Annotated in this window: 13 protein-coding genes; 9 read left to right on the top strand and 4 right to left on the bottom strand. The window is 68.7% G+C overall.

Going from position 1 to position 15,778, the window contains the following annotated elements; translation table 11 throughout:
* Nucleotides 1-82 precede the first annotated feature (82 nt).
* Nucleotides 83-598: a ferritin-like domain-containing protein gene (locus VFQ64_RS12560; protein WP_325103677.1), complete on the top strand. Its 516-nt coding sequence runs from the start codon at nt 83-85 to the stop codon at nt 596-598.
* Nucleotides 599-603: 5 nt separating this feature from the next.
* On the opposite strand, the gene VFQ64_RS12555 is transcribed toward VFQ64_RS12560, so the two are convergent.
* Nucleotides 604-1,017, bottom strand: coding sequence for a DUF1810 domain-containing protein (locus VFQ64_RS12555; RefSeq protein ID WP_325103676.1), 414 nt, complete (start codon nt 1,015-1,017; stop codon nt 604-606).
* 425 nt (nt 1,018-1,442) lie between these two features.
* A complete protein-coding gene (locus tag VFQ64_RS12550) occupies nt 1,443-1,982 on the bottom strand; it encodes a peroxiredoxin (RefSeq protein ID WP_325103675.1) in 540 nt (179 codons plus the stop codon).
* A 189-nt stretch (nt 1,983-2,171) separates the two neighbouring features.
* Between VFQ64_RS12550 and VFQ64_RS12545 the strand changes: the two genes are divergently transcribed.
* On the top strand, nt 2,172-2,963 hold the full coding sequence (locus VFQ64_RS12545) for an inositol monophosphatase family protein (RefSeq protein WP_325103674.1): 792 nt from the start codon (nt 2,172-2,174) through the stop codon (nt 2,961-2,963).
* Between the two features lie 32 nt (nt 2,964-2,995).
* Here VFQ64_RS12545 and VFQ64_RS12540 read toward each other — a convergent pair whose 3' ends face one another.
* Nucleotides 2,996-5,128: an AsmA family protein gene (locus tag VFQ64_RS12540; protein WP_325103673.1), complete on the bottom strand. Its 2,133-nt coding sequence runs from the start codon at nt 5,126-5,128 to the stop codon at nt 2,996-2,998.
* Between the two features lie 183 nt (nt 5,129-5,311).
* Between VFQ64_RS12540 and rpmI the strand changes: the two genes are divergently transcribed.
* The 7 genes from rpmI to VFQ64_RS12505 all read left to right on the top strand — a co-directional run bounded on the left by rpmI (nt 5,312) and on the right by VFQ64_RS12505 (nt 14,229).
* Complete coding sequence (rpmI, locus tag VFQ64_RS12535) at nt 5,312-5,515, top strand: 50S ribosomal protein L35 (RefSeq protein WP_093333883.1); 204 nt, start codon at nt 5,312-5,314, stop codon at nt 5,513-5,515.
* An 11-nt stretch (nt 5,516-5,526) separates the two neighbouring features.
* Nucleotides 5,527-5,898 carry a 50S ribosomal protein L20 gene (rplT, locus tag VFQ64_RS12530; RefSeq protein WP_325103672.1) on the top strand — a complete coding sequence of 124 codons (372 nt, stop codon included), beginning with the start codon at nt 5,527-5,529 and terminating at the stop codon, nt 5,896-5,898.
* A gap of 107 nt (nt 5,899-6,005) precedes the next feature.
* Entirely contained in the window at nt 6,006-7,436 is a 1,431-nt protein-coding gene (locus VFQ64_RS12525) for a DUF4139 domain-containing protein (RefSeq protein ID WP_325103671.1), read from the top strand.
* Nucleotides 7,436-8,956 (top strand): hypothetical protein, encoded by a 1,521-nt coding sequence (locus VFQ64_RS12520; RefSeq protein WP_325103670.1) that lies wholly within the window; start codon nt 7,436-7,438, stop codon nt 8,954-8,956. The genes VFQ64_RS12525 and VFQ64_RS12520 overlap by 1 nt, the downstream gene beginning before the upstream one ends.
* A gap of 35 nt (nt 8,957-8,991) precedes the next feature.
* Nucleotides 8,992-10,170, top strand: coding sequence for a phenylalanine--tRNA ligase subunit alpha (pheS, locus tag VFQ64_RS12515; RefSeq protein ID WP_325103669.1), 1,179 nt, complete (start codon nt 8,992-8,994; stop codon nt 10,168-10,170).
* On the top strand, nt 10,167-12,533 hold the full coding sequence (pheT, locus tag VFQ64_RS12510; RefSeq protein WP_325103668.1) for a phenylalanine--tRNA ligase subunit beta: 2,367 nt from the start codon (nt 10,167-10,169) through the stop codon (nt 12,531-12,533). The genes pheS and pheT overlap by 4 nt, the downstream gene beginning before the upstream one ends.
* Nucleotides 12,534-12,705: 172 nt before the next feature.
* The gene (locus VFQ64_RS12505) at nt 12,706-14,229 is read left to right on the top strand and encodes a peptide chain release factor 3 (protein ID WP_325103667.1); all 1,524 of its coding nucleotides are present in this window, start codon (nt 12,706-12,708) and stop codon (nt 14,227-14,229) included.
* 102 nt (nt 14,230-14,331) lie between these two features.
* On the opposite strand, the gene VFQ64_RS12500 is transcribed toward VFQ64_RS12505, so the two are convergent.
* On the bottom strand, nt 14,332-15,582 hold the full coding sequence (locus VFQ64_RS12500) for an MFS transporter (RefSeq protein WP_325103666.1): 1,251 nt from the start codon (nt 15,580-15,582) through the stop codon (nt 14,332-14,334).
* Between the last annotated feature and the right edge of the window lie 196 nt (nt 15,583-15,778).

Here is a 15,778-nt window from a genome sequence, read left to right as displayed (position 1 = left end):
ACAAGGCGGACCGTCGCATCCGCGCAACCGGACGGTGCCGACACTCGTTGAGCCCGCGCACCTGAACCTGAAGGAAATCACGATGGGCCTGTTCTCCAAGGATATCGCGACGCTCAACGACCTGTACGTCCACACGCTGCAGGACGTCTATTATGCCGAGAACCAGATCACCAAGGCGTTGCCGACGATGATCGCCAAGGCGACCAATGCCCAGCTGAAGCAGGGCTTCGAGCTGCACCTGACCGAGACCGAAGGGCAGATCGAGCGGCTGAAGCGGGTGTTCTCGCTCGAAGGGCTGGAGCCCAAGGGCGTCACCTGCCCCGCGATCGACGGCATCATCAAGGAGGCCAACCACACCGCCGCCGAGATCAGCGACAAGCAGGTGCTGGACGCGGCGCTGACCGCCAATGCGCAGGCGGTCGAGCATTACGAGATCACCCGTTACGGCACGCTGATCGCCTGGGCGAAGCAGCTGGGCAAGACCGAGCAGGCCTCGATCTTGGCCGAGACGCTGGCCGAGGAAAAGGCGACCGACGAGAAGCTGACCGTGCTCGCCGAGGGCAAGCTCAACGAGAAGGCGGAGTTCGCCGCCGCCTGACGACGTCAGCGGCCCAGCAGCGTCAGCGTTGCCGGGTCGCGCTCGCCGCCAAAGAAGCGGTCGAGCCCTGCGCGGAAAGGTTCGGGGTCGTCGGCGACGGCCTCGAACAGCGTCATCGACGAACGAAGTTTTATCGCGTCGATGTCGCCGAGGATCGCCTCGGCGGTGCCCGGCGCATCGATGGCCGCACGGGTCGCCTCGATCAGGCGCATGCCGAGCAGCGGGTGGGCGAGATAGGCGCGGGCCTCTTCGGCCGAAGCGATGGCATAGGTCTGCGCGGTGGCGCTGCGGCCGAGGCCGGCGAGCTGGGGAAAGACCCACCACATCCAGTGCGAGCTCTTGCGGCCGCGGCGGAGTTCGCCGAGTGCGGCGTCGTAGCTGGGGCCCTGCGCGGTAACGAAGCGGTCAAGATCACTCACCGACGGCCAACCGGCTGGCCAGGGTTCAGTTCCGTTGGCCGGCAACCCGGCCGATCTCACTGGCGAGCGCCGCTTCGCCGGTCGCGATCAGGGCCGAGACCGTGATCGCGAACGCGGCGAGCGCGATGGTGAAACCCCGGCGCATCACGCGACGGGAACGACCGGGAGGGCGGCGACCAGACAGACGCCGCTGACGAGGATGGCAGCGACGAGCGAGATGGCCGAGCGCTGAAACGAACCGAAGGTGGTGAACATGATCTGTCTTCCCTGATACTCGCCGGTTGATCCAAGCGATATCAGGACCTTTGCAGGGGGCGTGCCAAGTCGGCTAAGTGCTTGATCCTGAACAAAGCATGGACCGCAACAAGAGTCCGAGTAGTAGATCGCGCCAATTACCTGGCGGGAAATCCCACAGATCGGCGGACCTAGACCTTCTTGAGCTTGCGCACCGCCTCCAGGGTCGCCGCAACATGGCCGGCTGGATCGAGATTGCTGTGAACCAGCACAATCTTCCCGGCGCGGTCGATGACATAGCTGGTGCGGTTGGTGACGTCGCGGCCCTGCACCTGGCGGCCGAGCGCCACGTCGTATTTCTGGACGACAGCGGGCCCGGCGCTGGCGACGGCAAACTTGCCGGCGCACTTCTCGGTGGAAAAGCGCTGCAGCGTCGGCACGTCGTCGGCGGACATGCCGATCACGGTCGCGCCGGCTGCCCGGAAGTCGGCCTGCGCTTCGGAGAAGGCGTTGGCCTGCGCGTTGCAGCCGCCGGTGAAGGCGGCGGGAAAGAAGAACAGGACGACCGGACCACGGCGGAGCTGTTCGGCGAGGTGGACCTTGACGATCTTACCCGCCATCGCGCCACGCGTGGAGAAATCGGGTGCCTTGGCGCCGACCGGAAGCGTGGCCAGCGCCGGCGCGGAAGCGAGGACAAGGGCAGCAGCGAAGGTGGGGGCGAGCAGGCGCATGATGGTCTCCGGCGACGATGAGGACTTATCGCGCGATCGATAGCTTACTCCGTTCGTCCTGAGGAGCCACTGAGCTTGTCGAAGTGGCATCTCGAAGGACAATGTGGTTCGAGACGCGTCTTCGCCTTCGCTCAGTCGCTCCTCACCACGAACGGGTTAAGGGGCAGCTCGCACCTCAAAGGATGCCCGATGCCCGTTTCCACCGTCGACCGCGCCCTCGCCGAACGCCTTGCCGATGTCGCCGGCGAGGCGATCCGCCCCTTGTTCCGGGCGGCCTACACACAGGAGCTGAAGGCCGACCGCTCGCCGGTGACGCAGGCGGATCGGGCGGCGGAGGCGGCGATGCGGCGGCTGCTCGACGCGGAGGCGCCGGGGGACGGCGTGGTTGGCGAGGAATATGGCGAGAAGCACGGGGTCACCGGGCGGCGCTGGGTGCTCGACCCGATCGACGGGACGCGCTCCTTCACCGCCGGGCGCGCGATCTTCGGTACGCTGATCGCGCTGGTCGAGGATGGTTGGCCGGTGCTGGGCGTGATTGACCAGCCGATCCAGTGCGAGCGCTGGCTAGGCGTGGCGGGGCGGCCCACCTTGTTCAACGGCGTGGCCGTGCGGACGCGGGGCTGCGCTGCGCTCGAGGGGCTGCTGCTGGCGACAACGAGCCCGCATCTCTTTGGCGAGGAAGAGGCGGCTGGGTTCCTGCGGCTGGTCGCGGCGGTGTCGGGCGGGCACGGTACGCAGGGGCCGGTCTATGGCGGCGACTGCTACAATTATGGGCTGGTCGCGAGCGGGCACCTGGACCTGGTATGCGAGGCGGGGCTGCAGCTGCACGACTTTGCGGCGCTGGTACCGGTGGTCGAGGGCGCGGGCGGTCGAATGTGCGATTGGCAGGGTGATCCGCTGAGTGCCGCAAGTGCGGGGCAGGTGCTGGCCATCGGCGACCCGGCGCGCGTGGATGACGTGCTGGAGGCGTTGCACGGCTGATCTCCCCTACCGCTTGTCGGAGGGGGCGCAGGTCAGAAAATCCCCAGGAACTTCTTCTTCTGCGTCTGCTTCTCGTCGTCCGAGCGTTTGCCGTCCTCCGCCTTCGCGGGGCGGCCGCGGTCGACGTCGTCGCGCTTCTCGCCCTTGGTGGTGCGCTGTGCCTGTGCCGTCGCGCCGGCCAGCACCGGGCCGCAAGCCGCCGACTTGGCGTCGCCCACATCGACGAAGGCGAGGATGCCCGCGACCGGCGTCGCGACGATCGCCAACCCCAACCCGACTCCCGCGCGGCCGATCAGCTCCGGGCTGATGACGTCCAGCTTGGGCTGGACGAAACGGCCGCCGATGGTGACCGGCGACTGCCCGGAGATGAGCGAGAATTTCTTACCATCGGCGCGGATCGCGAGGTCGATCGCCTCCGTCCGGAACGAGAATCCGCCGCGACCCAGCACCACGTTCTTCTGGGTGTCGATCAGGATCGGGTCCGCAGCACCGACACCGTTGCGGACGGTGAAGGCGATCAGCCCGCAATTGATCTGCACCGGCTCCTTGAGCTTCTTTTCGAACATCTTCTGCACGAAGGTGCCGATATCGAGCTCCGATAGCTGCACGTTGCGCGTCCAGAAGCTGCCCTGCGGCATGGTGAAGGCAATGCGGCCGTTGGAAGTCGCCAGCGAATCGTGGATCGAGTCGCCGCGTCCGGCGAGCTGGATGCGGCCGCGCACGGTGCCCGTCGTACCCGCTTCGGCGACACCATAACCAGCGAGCAGCCGGCCCATCGGCGTCGGCGCCAGGCGGATGTCGTAGCGGTTGGCGCTCGGCCGTTGGCGCGTATCGAAGATCCAGTCGGACGCGACATTGCCGCGCGCCATGGCGAAGGTGAGCGGTGACAGCGCCAACCGGCCTCGTTCGAGGTCGAGCGTCAGGTCGATGTTCGACACCGGGACGCGGCGCGATTTCACGTCACGGATCGTCCACTTCAGGTCGGCGTCGAAACGCTGCATGGTCGCGACTGGCAGCTCAGCGTCGGGCATCACCATCGCCGGGCCCGCCCCGGTGGCGGCAGCGGCAGCGACCGCGCCCCGGCTCTCGACGATATCGGGATTGTAGCCGATGAAGGGTGCCGCATCGACGATGTCGAGACTGCGCGTGGTCAGCACCGAGTCGAGATGCAACCGCTCGCGATTGGTGACGGTCAGCCGCCCGGCGAGATCGCTGTTGCCGAACCGGCCGGCGATGCGGGTGAACCGGTACTCGCGCCCCGATTTCACCAGCTGCCCGCGCAGCCGGAAGTCGCGGGTATTGGGAATGACGACGCCGATGATCTCCATCAGCTCCGCCATGTTTCGCCCGCGCGCGGCGGTTCTGAGCGGCACGTCCTCCAGTTCGGCGAGGCTGGGCAACGTGCCCGCGACATCGATAACATTGTTGTTCGCCCAGGCGCGCAGGGTCAGCTTGTTCTCGCCGCCGCTCGCGGTCGCGTCCGGCGACAGCAGCTGCGCCTCCACCCGGAACGGAGTGGCCCGGAACCGCCCGCCGCCGCTCAGGCCGATCGCGCGGCCGATCCGCTTCTCCAACGCGGTCACGTCCTCGACCTTGAGGTCGGCGAGCAGCTGCATGCGCGGATCGCGAAACCGGACGGTGGTGCCGCGAACTGCGGCGCGATCGATACGGGGCAGCGCGAAGGGCTTCCCCTTCTTCTCGCTGAACGTCCAGCTATTGGCGACGTGCGCTGCGTCCCATTCCATGTCGAGCGCGCCGCCGTCGAGTTCCATCCAGCGGATGCGGCGCTTGCCGAAGATGAGCGACAGGGGCGCGACGCGGGCGTCGATGCGGCGTGCTTCGAACAGGTTAGGCTTTGACGCCCAGGCGGGGTTGGACACGCTCAGCCCTTCGGCCAGGAACTTGATGTTCCAGGGCGCGAAGTAGAGCTGGAAATCGCCGCGCACACGGACATCGCGCTTGAGCATCTTGCCCACCACCGACTGGAAGGTGGTTTTCAGGAACCGGCCCTTAGTGACGTACAGCACCAGCCAGATCGCGAACAACACCGCCACCACGCCCAAGGCGACGTTGCGGGCGACGCGCCACCACCACCGCCGCCGGTCGGCAGCGGACGCGACGGGCGTCCCGGGCTCCCCGGTACGCTGGGGCGCGGTCAACTCCATGATCGGCACAATCCTCAAGAGGTCGTTGCGGTTCCGATTCGTCTTCCGGGCAGCTGCCGGCTTGGTTGCAATTGCCGGCCGATCCGGTTAGGGGCCGCCGCTTCGCAAGCGAGGCGTCCACAACGGCCCGGCCATCGGGGCTGCCGCGGTCGTTCCAGTCTCGCTTCAACTGAAAGGACCAAAATGCCCAAGCTCAAGACGAAGAGCGGCGTCAAGAAACGCTTCAAGCTCACCGCCACCGGCCTGTTGAAGCACGGCGTCGCCGGCAAGCGCCACCGCCTGTTGCATCACAACGGCAAGTACATCCGCCAGAATCGCGGCACCAAGGTGCTGTCGAAGGCCGACACCGCTGCGGTGAAGGCCTGGGCACCGTACGGTCTGGGTTGAGGAGCTAGCACATGGCACGCGTCAAACGGGGTGTAACCACCCGCGCCAAGCACAAGAACATCCTCGAACAGGCCAAGGGCTATCGGGGTCGTCGCAAGAATACCATCCGCGTCGCGCGGCAGGCGGTCGAAAAGGCCGGCCAGTATGCCTATCGCGATCGCAAGGTGAAGAAGCGCACCTTCCGCGGCCTGTGGATCCAGCGCATCAACGCCGGCGTCCGGGCCGAGGGGCTGACCTATTCGCAGTTCATGCACGGGCTCAAGCTGGCGGGCGTCGAGCTCGACCGGAAGGTCCTGGCCGACATCGCGATGCACGAGGGCGCGGCGTTTACCGCAATCATCGCGCAGGCGAAGGCGGCGCTGCCGGCGCAGGCCGCGGCCTAAGCGTTTCAGCAGACGGTATGAAGGGGCCGGGCGAGCGATCGCCCGGCCCTTTTCGTTTGCGGGCCTTCCGCCGTCGCGCCATGTTGGTGCCGACAGGGGAGGATGCGATGCGAAAGGCGGTGGCTGGCTGGGTTGGACTGGCGATGGCGGCGGCCGCTCCGGCGCAAGAGGCGTCCACGCCCGCCCTGCCGGGGGCGGCGACCGCGCAGGGCGACGTGTCGGTCACCATCTATGGCAACGACGTGGCGCTGATCCAGGACATCCGCCAGCTCGATCTCGCCAACGGCCGTGTGCGCCAGGACTTTCCCGACGTCAGCGCCGCGATCCGGCCGGAGACGGTGACGCTGAGCGTCGCGGACGCCCAGATCGTCGAGCAGAATTTCGACTATGACCTGCTGACGCCGTCGAGCCTGATGGAAAAGGCGGTGGGCGAGACGATCACGATCGTGCGCACCAATCCCGGCAACGGCGCGGAGGTGCGCGAGCGCGCCAAGGTGCTGGCGGTCAACGGCGGCGTGGTGCTGCAGATCGGCGACCGGATCGAGGTGCTGCGCGATGACGGCCTGCCGGTGCGCGCGATCTTCGACCGGGTGCCCGAAAGCCTGCGGGCCCGCCCGACCCTATCGGTCACGCTCGCCTCGACGCGGGGCGGGCGGCGTCCGGCGACGCTGTCCTACCTATCCCGCAAGCTCGGCTGGGCTGCCGATTACGTCGCGCTGTTCGATCAGGCGAAGGGCGTCATCGACGTCCAGGGCTGGGTGACGCTGCGCAACGAGACGGGCACCAGCTTCACCAACGCGCGCACGCTGCTGGTCGCGGGCGAGGTCGCCAGCGGCGACGAGGACCAGAACGGCTACAACTATCGCCCGCGCCCCCGACGTCCCGGCCCCATCCGCGCGGCGGGTACCGAGACCGCCGGGCGCGAGCAGCTGGGCGACTTCTACCTGTATCCGCTGGCCGGCCGCACCACCATCGCCGACAAGCAGACCAAGCAGGTCAGTTTCCTCGACGTGCGCGGCGCGGGTGCTGCTGCGGGGTACGAGTATCAGAACGACTGGCTGGGAACGAAGAACGAGCCGGAGAGTGCGGCCAGCGTTCTGCGCTTCTCGAACGCCCGCAACGGTGGCCTGGGCGATGCGCTGCCGGCGGGGACGGTGCGCGTCTATCAGCGCGACGCGCGCGGCCAGGCGCAGTTCACGGGCGAAAGCCGGATCGGGCACACGCCGCAGGGCTCCACCATCGCGTTGCGCACCGGCGACGCGTTCGACGTCAAGGTCAAGCCGACGGTGGTCGAGCGCCGCTCGGTCGGCACGTTCGAGTGGCGTACGCGAATGAGCTATACACTGACCAACGCGCGCGCGCGGCCGGTCGTGGTCGACCTGGTGCAGGCGGGGCTCGACTGGAGCATCAGCAGCACTGGCATCGTCGAGGAAAGCCAGAAGAGCGAACGCCGCGACAGCAACAGCGCGTTGTGGCGCGTGAGCGTGCCCGCCAACGGCACTACCACCGTCACCGCCACGTTCGACACGCGTTACTGATGCGCCGTGCGGCGGTGCTGGCGCTGCTCACGGCAACGCCGGCGACGGCGCAGGACTTCGGCGCGACGGTCCGCTCGCCCGCACCGAGCGCGGTGGCGGTGACGGTCTACCGCAACCCCGACAAGTACCGGCAGGTGCCGTTCGACTTGCGCTGGCTCGGCGGCTTCGCGCTGATTACCGAAACGCGCACCGTGCGGCTGCCCGCCGGACCGGCGACGGTGCGCTTCGAAGGCGTCGCGGGCGGTATCGTGCCGGTTAGCGCGATCGTGACCGGGCTGCCCGGCGGCGTGGCCGAGAAGAACCGCGACGCGCGGCTGCTGTCGCCCGCCGCGCTGATCGACGGCTATCTGGGCCGCCGCGTGACGCTGACCCGCACCGATCGTGCGAGCGGGCGGGTACGGGTGCAGGACGCCGTGGTGGTGGCGGGCCCGGCGGGTGGCGTGGTGGTGCGCACCCCCGATGGGGTGGAGGCGCTCGGCTGTTCGGGGCTGGCGGAGAAGCCCCGGTACCCGGCCGTGCCGGCGGGCCTCACCGCCGGACCGGTGCTGAGCGTCGAGACGGCGAGCCGCGCGGCGACGACCGCAACGGTGACGCTGTCGTACCTGACCAGCGAGTTCGACTGGTCGGCAAGTTATGTCGCGCGGCTGACACCCGACGGACGCCACCTCGACCTGTTCGCCTGGCTGACGCTCGCCAACGGCAATGCCGAGCGCTTTCCGGATGCGCAGGTGCAGGCGGTGGCCGGGCGGCTCAACCGCGATGCGCGACGGTATCTGGTCGCCGCGGCGCCGCTGCGGCTTGATTGCTACCCGCTCGGTACGACGACATCCAATCTGCGAGTCGAGCAAGCGAACGAGGATATCGTCGTGACCGGCTTTCGCGTATCCAACATGTCCGCGCCTCCGCCGCCTCCGCCGCCCCCGCCGGCCATGGCAGAGGCGCCGCCGCCACCCGAGGACCTGGGCGACCTTAAGCTCTATCGCGTGCCCGAGCGGGTGACGGTCAACGCCAACGGCCAGAAGCAGGTGGCGCTGCTCGCGCGCCGGCAGGTGCCGTTCGCCCGCGTCTATCGACTGACGCTGCCGCCGGCGCAGCCGGTCGCGCGCGGGGCGACGAACGTCGCGCTGCGGCTGGACAATCGGGTCGCCGCAGGGCTCGGCCTGGCGCTGCCTGCGGGGAGCACGACGCTGTACGCGTCCGAACGCCAGGGCGGGCTGCTGCTGGGGACCGGCCGGATCGAGGACAAGGCCGTGGGCGAGCGGGTGCGGATCGGCGCGGGCACCAGCGCGCAGGTGCTGGTCGAGCAGACCGTGCCGACACGCGGGCAGGGCCGGATCGAGGCGAGCAACGCCAATCCCTTCCCCGCCACGGTCGAGGTCGCGCTTGCCGCGCCGGTCGGCAATGTCGAACCGACGCCGGGGCTGGTGGACGTAGAGGGTCGACCGACCTGGGTCGCGACGCTGCCCGCGAATGGCCGCGCGACGCTGACCTACCGCTTGCGCCAGCCCGGCGGGGGTTGATTGCCGCCGCCCCGCGCCGCAATGGCTCGGACCTGATGACTGAACTCGCAGACCTGCAATCCCACCTCCTCGCCGCGATCGAGGCCTCGGCCGGACTCGACGCGCTGGAGGAATGCCGCGTCCATGCGTTGGGCAAGCAGGGGCGGGTGACGCAGCTGCTGAAGACGCTGGGCGCGATGACGCCGGAGCAGCGTCAGGCGGAAGGTCCGCGCATCCACGGCTTGCGCGAGGCGGTGACGGCGGCGATCGCCACACGCAAGGCGATGCTGGAGCAGGTCGCGCTCGACGCCCGGCTGGCGGACGAGCGGCTGGACATGACGCTGCCGGTGGACCTGCCGCCGACGGGCACGGTGCATCCGGTCAGCCAGGTGATGGACGAGCTGGCGGAGATCTTCGCCGACCTCGGCTTCGCGGTCGCGACCGGGCCGGAGATCGAGGACGACTGGCACAATTTCACCGCGCTCAACATTCCCGCGAGCCATCCCGCCCGTGCCATGCATGACACTTTCTACGTCAGCAGGAGCGATGTCGAGGATGGAGCTCCTGCCGCCGCGAGCGCGGCCGGCGGGGAGCACGGCTCCTCGTCCGACGGCGGCTTTGCCGACGGCGCCACCGCCCTGAAGGTGCTGCGTACCCATACCTCACCCGTGCAGATCCGCACGATGGTGGACGTCGCGCGCCGCACCCACGCCGGCGGCGAGCCGATCCGCATCATCGCGCCCGGCCGCGTCTATCGCTCCGACTGGGACGCGACGCACACACCGATGTTCCACCAGATCGAGGGGCTGGTGATCGATCGCGGCATCACGCTCGGGCACCTGAAATGGACGCTGGAGACGTTCCTGAAGGCGTTCTTCGAGCGCGACGACATCGTGCTGCGGCTGCGGCCAAGCTACTTCCCGTTCACCGAGCCCTCCGCCGAGGTCGATGTCGGCTGGACGATGGAGAAGGGGCGACGGGTGCTCGGGGGCTCCGAAGGTTGGATGGAGCTGCTCGGCTCCGGCATGGTGCATCCGCGCGTGATCGCCAATTGCGGGCTCGATCCGGCGGAGTGGCAGGGCTTCGCGTTCGGCGTCGGTGTCGATCGGCTGGCGATGCTGAAATACGGCATGGATGACCTCAGGCCCTTCTTCGAGGGCGATGCGCGCTGGCTGAAGCATTACGGCTTCTCCGCGCTCGACGTGCCGACCCTGAGCGGGGGAGTGGGGGCATGAAGTTCACCCTCTCCTGGCTCAAGGAGCATCTGGATACAGACGCTTCGCTCGAGGCCATCGCCGAGATGCTGACCCGCAATGGATTGGAGGTGGAGGGCATCCACGATCCCGGCGCGGCGTTGGCACCGTTCAAGGTCGCGCGCGTGCTGTCGGCGGAGCGGCACCCGCAGGCGGACAAGCTGCAGGTGCTGCAGGTCGACGCGGGGAGCGGGCCGCTGCAGGTCGTATGCGGCGCGCCCAACGCGCGCGCCGGCCTGATCGGCGTGTTCGGCGAACCGGGTACGCATGTCCCGGGCCCGGACATCACGCTCAAGGTCGCGGCAATCCGCGGCGTCGAGTCGCACGGCATGATGTGTTCCGCGCGCGAGCTGCAGCTGGGCGAGGACCATAATGGCATCATCGAACTGCCCGATGATGCGCCGGTCGGCACCAGCTATGCCGATTATGCCGGGCTGACCGACCCGGTGATAGAGGTGGCGGTGACGCCGAACCGGCAGGACTGCATGGGCGTGCGTGGCATCGCGCGCGACCTGGCGGCGGCGGGGCTGGGCACGCTCAGGCCGCTTGACGAGGTCTATCGCGGTTCGACCGCGCCGATCGACGGCGACGGCCCTGCGCCCGACGTGCGCACCGACGATCCGGAAGGCTGCCCGGCCTTCTACGCGCAAGGCGTGTTCGGCGTGCGCAACGGTGACGCGCCGGGTTGGATGCGGCGCTATCTCACCGCGATCGGGCAGAAGCCGATCTCCGCGCTGGTGGATATCACCAATTTCGTCATGCTCGACCTCGGGCGCCCGCTGCACGTCTATGACCGTGCCAGACTGTCCGGCGGGCTGGTGGCGCGAAAGGCTCGCGCAGGCGAGCAGGTGGTGGCGCTGAACGGTCGCACATACACGCTCGGCGAGGGCATGACGGTGATCGCCGACGATGCGGCGGTCCACGATATCGGCGGCATCATGGGCGGCGAGCATTCGGGGGTGTCGGCGGACACCACCGATGTCGTGATCGAGTGCGCGTACTTCACGCCCGAGCACATCGCCCGCACCGGTCAGGCGCTGCAGCTGACGAGCGACGCTCGGGCGCGATTCGAGCGCGGAGTCGATCCGGCGTTCCTCGATACGGGGCTGGCGATCGCGACGCGGCTGGTGCTGGAGCATTGCGGCGGCACGTCCTCGGCGGTGACGCGCAGCGGCGCCCCGCCGACGGAGCCCAAGGTGGTCGGCTACGACCCCAATCTTGCCGGAACGCTGGGTGGCCTTGCGGTAGCGCCGGAGCGCCAGCGCGCGATCCTTGAAGGGCTCGGCTTCGCGGTAGGGGCGGACTGGCGCGTGACCGTGCCGACCTGGAGGCGCGACATCGACGGACCGGCCGATCTGGTGGAGGAAGTGATCCGCATCGAAGGGATCGACCGGGTGCCGCCGGTGCCGCTCGCGCGGATACCCGGTGTCGCCAAGGCGACCGCGACGCCGGCGCAGAAGCTGGAGCGACGCGTGCGGCGCGCGGCGGCGGCGCGCGGGCTGGACGAGGCGGTGACCTGGAGCTTCGTCGCCCGGACTGATGCCGATGCGCTGGGCGGCGGCGCCTGGACGGTCGCCAACCCGATCAGCGAGGAGCTGAAGGTGATGCGGCCGTCGCTGCTCTCGGGGCTGCTCCACGCGGCCGCGCGCAATGCCAAGCGCGGGGCGGGGGCCAGCCGTTTGTTCGAGATCGGGCGGCGCTATCTCGCCGACGCGGAGCCGCTGACGCTCGGCCTCGTGCTCGCGGGCGACAAGCGTCCGCGCGGCTGGCGCGAGGGCAAGGCGAGCACCTTCGACGCGTTCGACGCCAAGGGCGAGGCGCTGGCGCTGCTGCGCGAGGCGGGTGCTCCGGTCGACAACCTCCAGGTGATGGGCGATGCAGGCGAGGCGTGGCACCCGGGCCAATCCGGCACGCTCCGGCTCGGCCCCAAGGCGGTGCTGGCGCGGTTCGGAATGTTGCATCCGGCAACGCTGAAGGCGTTCGATCTGGACGGCGCGGTCGCGGCGGCGGAGCTGTACCTCGACGCGATCCCGGCCCGGCGCACGAGCTTCGCGCGACCGGTCCATGCGCCGCCGGCCTTGCAGGCGGTGCGTCGCGACTTCGCCTTCACGGTGCCGGCCGGCCTTGCCGCGGACGCGCTGGTCCGCGCGGTGCGAGGCGCGGACAAGGCCGCGATCGTCGCCGCGCGCGTCTTCGACGTCTTCGCGCGTGACGGCGAACGCTCGATGGCGCTGGAAGTGACGCTGCAACCGGGCGACAAGGCGTTCGTCGAGGCCGAGCTGAAGGGGGTCACCGAGAAGGTAGTGGCGGCTGCGGCGAAGCTGGGCGCTGCCTTGCGGGGGTGAGCCCACTCGGCGCTGTCCTACAGGCCTGCGCTATGGCAGGAGCTGGACCGCTGCCTTTGCTCCGGCCCGCTCGATCGTTTGCTGTGAGCGCGGCCGCGGCGTCGGAATGAATGCCGATGCCGCCAACTTCGACAACTTCGCCGGTGATCGACTGGCCTGACGAGATTGCCCGATGACCACCCCCCGCCGCACCTTCGCGATCATCTCGCACCCCGACGCCGGCAAGACGACTTTGACCGAGAAGCTGCTCTATGTCGGCGGCGCCATTCATCTCGCCGGCGAGGTCAAGGCGCGGGGGCAGAACCGGCGCGCGCGGTCGGACTGGATGAAGATCGAGCAGCAGCGCGGCATTTCCGTCACGTCGTCCGTCATGACGTTCGAGAAGGACGGCGTGATGTTCAACCTGCTCGACACGCCGGGGCACGAGGACTTTTCGGAGGATACTTATCGCACGCTGACCGCCGTCGATTCTGCGGTGATGGTGATCGACGCCGCGCGCGGGATCGAGGCGCAGACGCGCAAGCTGTTCGAGGTGTGCCGGCTCCGTTCCGTGCCGATCATCACCTTCGTCAACAAGGTCGACCGCGAGGGCCGCTCGCCGTTCGAGCTGATGGACGAGATCGCCGACATCCTGCAGCTCGACGTCGCGCCGATGAACTGGCCGATCGGCATGGGCGGCGAGTTCGAAGGCGTGATGGACTTAGGCTCCGGGCGGATAAGCCGGCCGGAGGGCGACAGCCGCACCTTCCAGGGCGCGTCCGACGAGGTGGCGCTGTCGGAGCGGTTCGCCGACGAGGTGGAGCTGGCACAGGGCGGCTATTCCACCTTCGACGCCGACAAATACCGCGACGGCGACCTGACGCCGGTCTATTTCGGCTCCGCGCTCAAGGATTTCGGGCCGGCCGAGCTGATCGCCGCGCTCGCCGATTTCGCGCCGCCGCCGCGCCCGCAGCCGGCCGAGCCCGCACCGGTGTCGCCCGACCGGCAAGAGGTCACCGGCTTCGTCTTTAAGGTGCAGGCCAATATGGACCCCCAGCACCGCGACCGCATCGCCTTCATGCGGCTTTGCTCGGGTACCTTCAGGCGCGGCATGAAGCTGACGCCGTCCGGCTCTGGCAAGCCGATCGCGGTGCACTCGCCGATCCTGTTCTTCGCGCAGGATCGTGAGATCGCCGACCTCGCCTATCCCGGCGACATCATCGGCATCCCCAACCACGGCACGCTGCGCGTCGGCGACACGCTGAGCGAGCGCGCGGAGGTGCGCTTCACCGGCCTGCCCAACTTTGCGCCGGAAATCCTGCGGCGTGTGCAGCTGAAGGATCCGACCAAGACCAAGCAGCTGCGCAAGGCGCTCGACGACATGGCGGAGGAAGGCGTGACCCAGGTCTTCTATCCCGAGATCGGCTCGAACTGGATCATCGGCGTGGTCGGGCAGCTCCAGCTCGAGGTACTGCTGAGCCGGCTTGATGCCGAGTACAAGGTAGCCGCCGCGCTCGAACCCGCACCGTTCGACACCGCGCGCTGGGTGTCGGCGGAGGATGCGGCCGACCTGAAGGCGTACACCGACATCAACCGAGCGGCGATGGCCAAGGATCGCGACGGCAATCCGGTGTTCCTGGCGAAGAGCGCGTGGGAAGTCGGGTACATCGCGGATCGCTACACGAAGGTGAAGTTCGCGGCGACGCGAGAGCGCTAGGCCCTTCTCTTCCGTCATTTCGGCGCGGGCCGGAACCCAGAGCCACGGGCGCCGCGCTGTTTGGCTCTGGGTCCCGGGTCAAGCCCGGGATGACGGAAGAGGTCAGTCCACCCAGTCGTGGCGCAGCGGCTTGGCGGCCAACGCCATCAGCAGTCCGGCGAGCAGGTACAGCACCAATCCGCTGAGCATCGCATAGCGCAGCGCTTCGTCCCCGAACCGCGCGGTCATCGCGTCGGAGAGTAGCCCGAGCACCAAGGTTCCCGCGCCAAGCCCGATGAGATTGTTGATCAGCAGGAAGCACGCCGACGCGGTCGCGCGCATGTGCGCGGGTACCAGATGCTGGACCGCGGTGATCACCGGCGCCAGCCAGACATAAACCAGCGCCTGCGGCACGACGAGGAACAGGAACGCCGCGGTGGTGCTCTGCGCGAGGATGCCCGCCGCGAAAAGCGGCACCGCGAGCGCGTAGCAGATCGCGGGCAGCTTGGCGTAGGCGCCGCGATCACGCGCGCCCAGGCGATCGCCAACGAAGCCGCCGAGCAGCACCCCTGCGACCCCGCCGATGAGCAGCAGCCCACCGTAGAATTGACCGATACCGACCAGCTCCAGCCCGAAGCTGCGCTTGAGCAGCGACGGCAACCAGAAAGCGAGCCCGTAACCGAGCATCGAGCTGCACGCGGCGCCGAAGCTCAACAGCCAGAAACTGCGCTTCGCGGCGAGGATCCGGAAGACGTCACGCAGCGGTGCGGCATCGGCAGCCTGCACCGGGCGCGCGGGTTCGCGGACCACGAGACGGAAGACCGGCGCGATCGCGACCCCGGCGACGCCGACGACGATGAACGCGGTGCGCCAGTCGATCGTCGCGGCGATATAGCCGCCGAGCATTACCCCCGCCGCCGACCCGAGTGGGATGCCGAGCGAATAGATCGCCAGCGCGCGGGCGCGGCTACCCGCGGGAAAATAGTCGGCGATGAGCGCGTAGGAAGGCGCGACCCCGCCTGCCTCGCCGACCCCGACGCCCACGCGGAACGCGAACAACTGCGCGAAGCTGGTCGCGTAGCCGCACAGTGCGGTGAAGCCGCTCCATACCGCGAGGCTGACGGTGATCACCCAACTGCGGCTGGTGCGGTCGGCCAGCCAAGCCAGCGGCACCGCCAGCGTCGAATAGAGCAGCGCGAAGGCGAGCCCGCCGAGCGCGCCGAGTTGGGTGTCGGTGAGCCCGAGCTCGGCCTTGATGCTCGGCGCGAGGATGCCGAGGATCTGCCGGTCGACGAAGTTGAAGGTGTAGACCAGCAACAGCATCGCGAGGACGACGTCGCGATAGGCGCGGGACGGGACGGCAGAGGCATTCATTGGCAAGCTTCTTCCCGCAAACATTCTTCGTCCGTCACCCCGGACTTGTTCCAGGGTCCACCGTGCCGCGCCCCGCCGGCAGCGGGTCCGAGGCACGGTGGATGCCAGGACGAGCCCGGCGTGACGGGGTAGATCAGAACTTCGCGCCGAAGGTCACGAACACCTGGCGCGGGTTGCCGTAATAGGCGGTCAGCAC

The organism is Sphingomonas sp. (genome assembly GCF_035714405.1).
Lineage (GTDB): Bacteria > Pseudomonadota > Alphaproteobacteria > Sphingomonadales > Sphingomonadaceae > Sphingomonas.
This window is presented reverse-complemented; position numbering and strand designations above follow the sequence as displayed.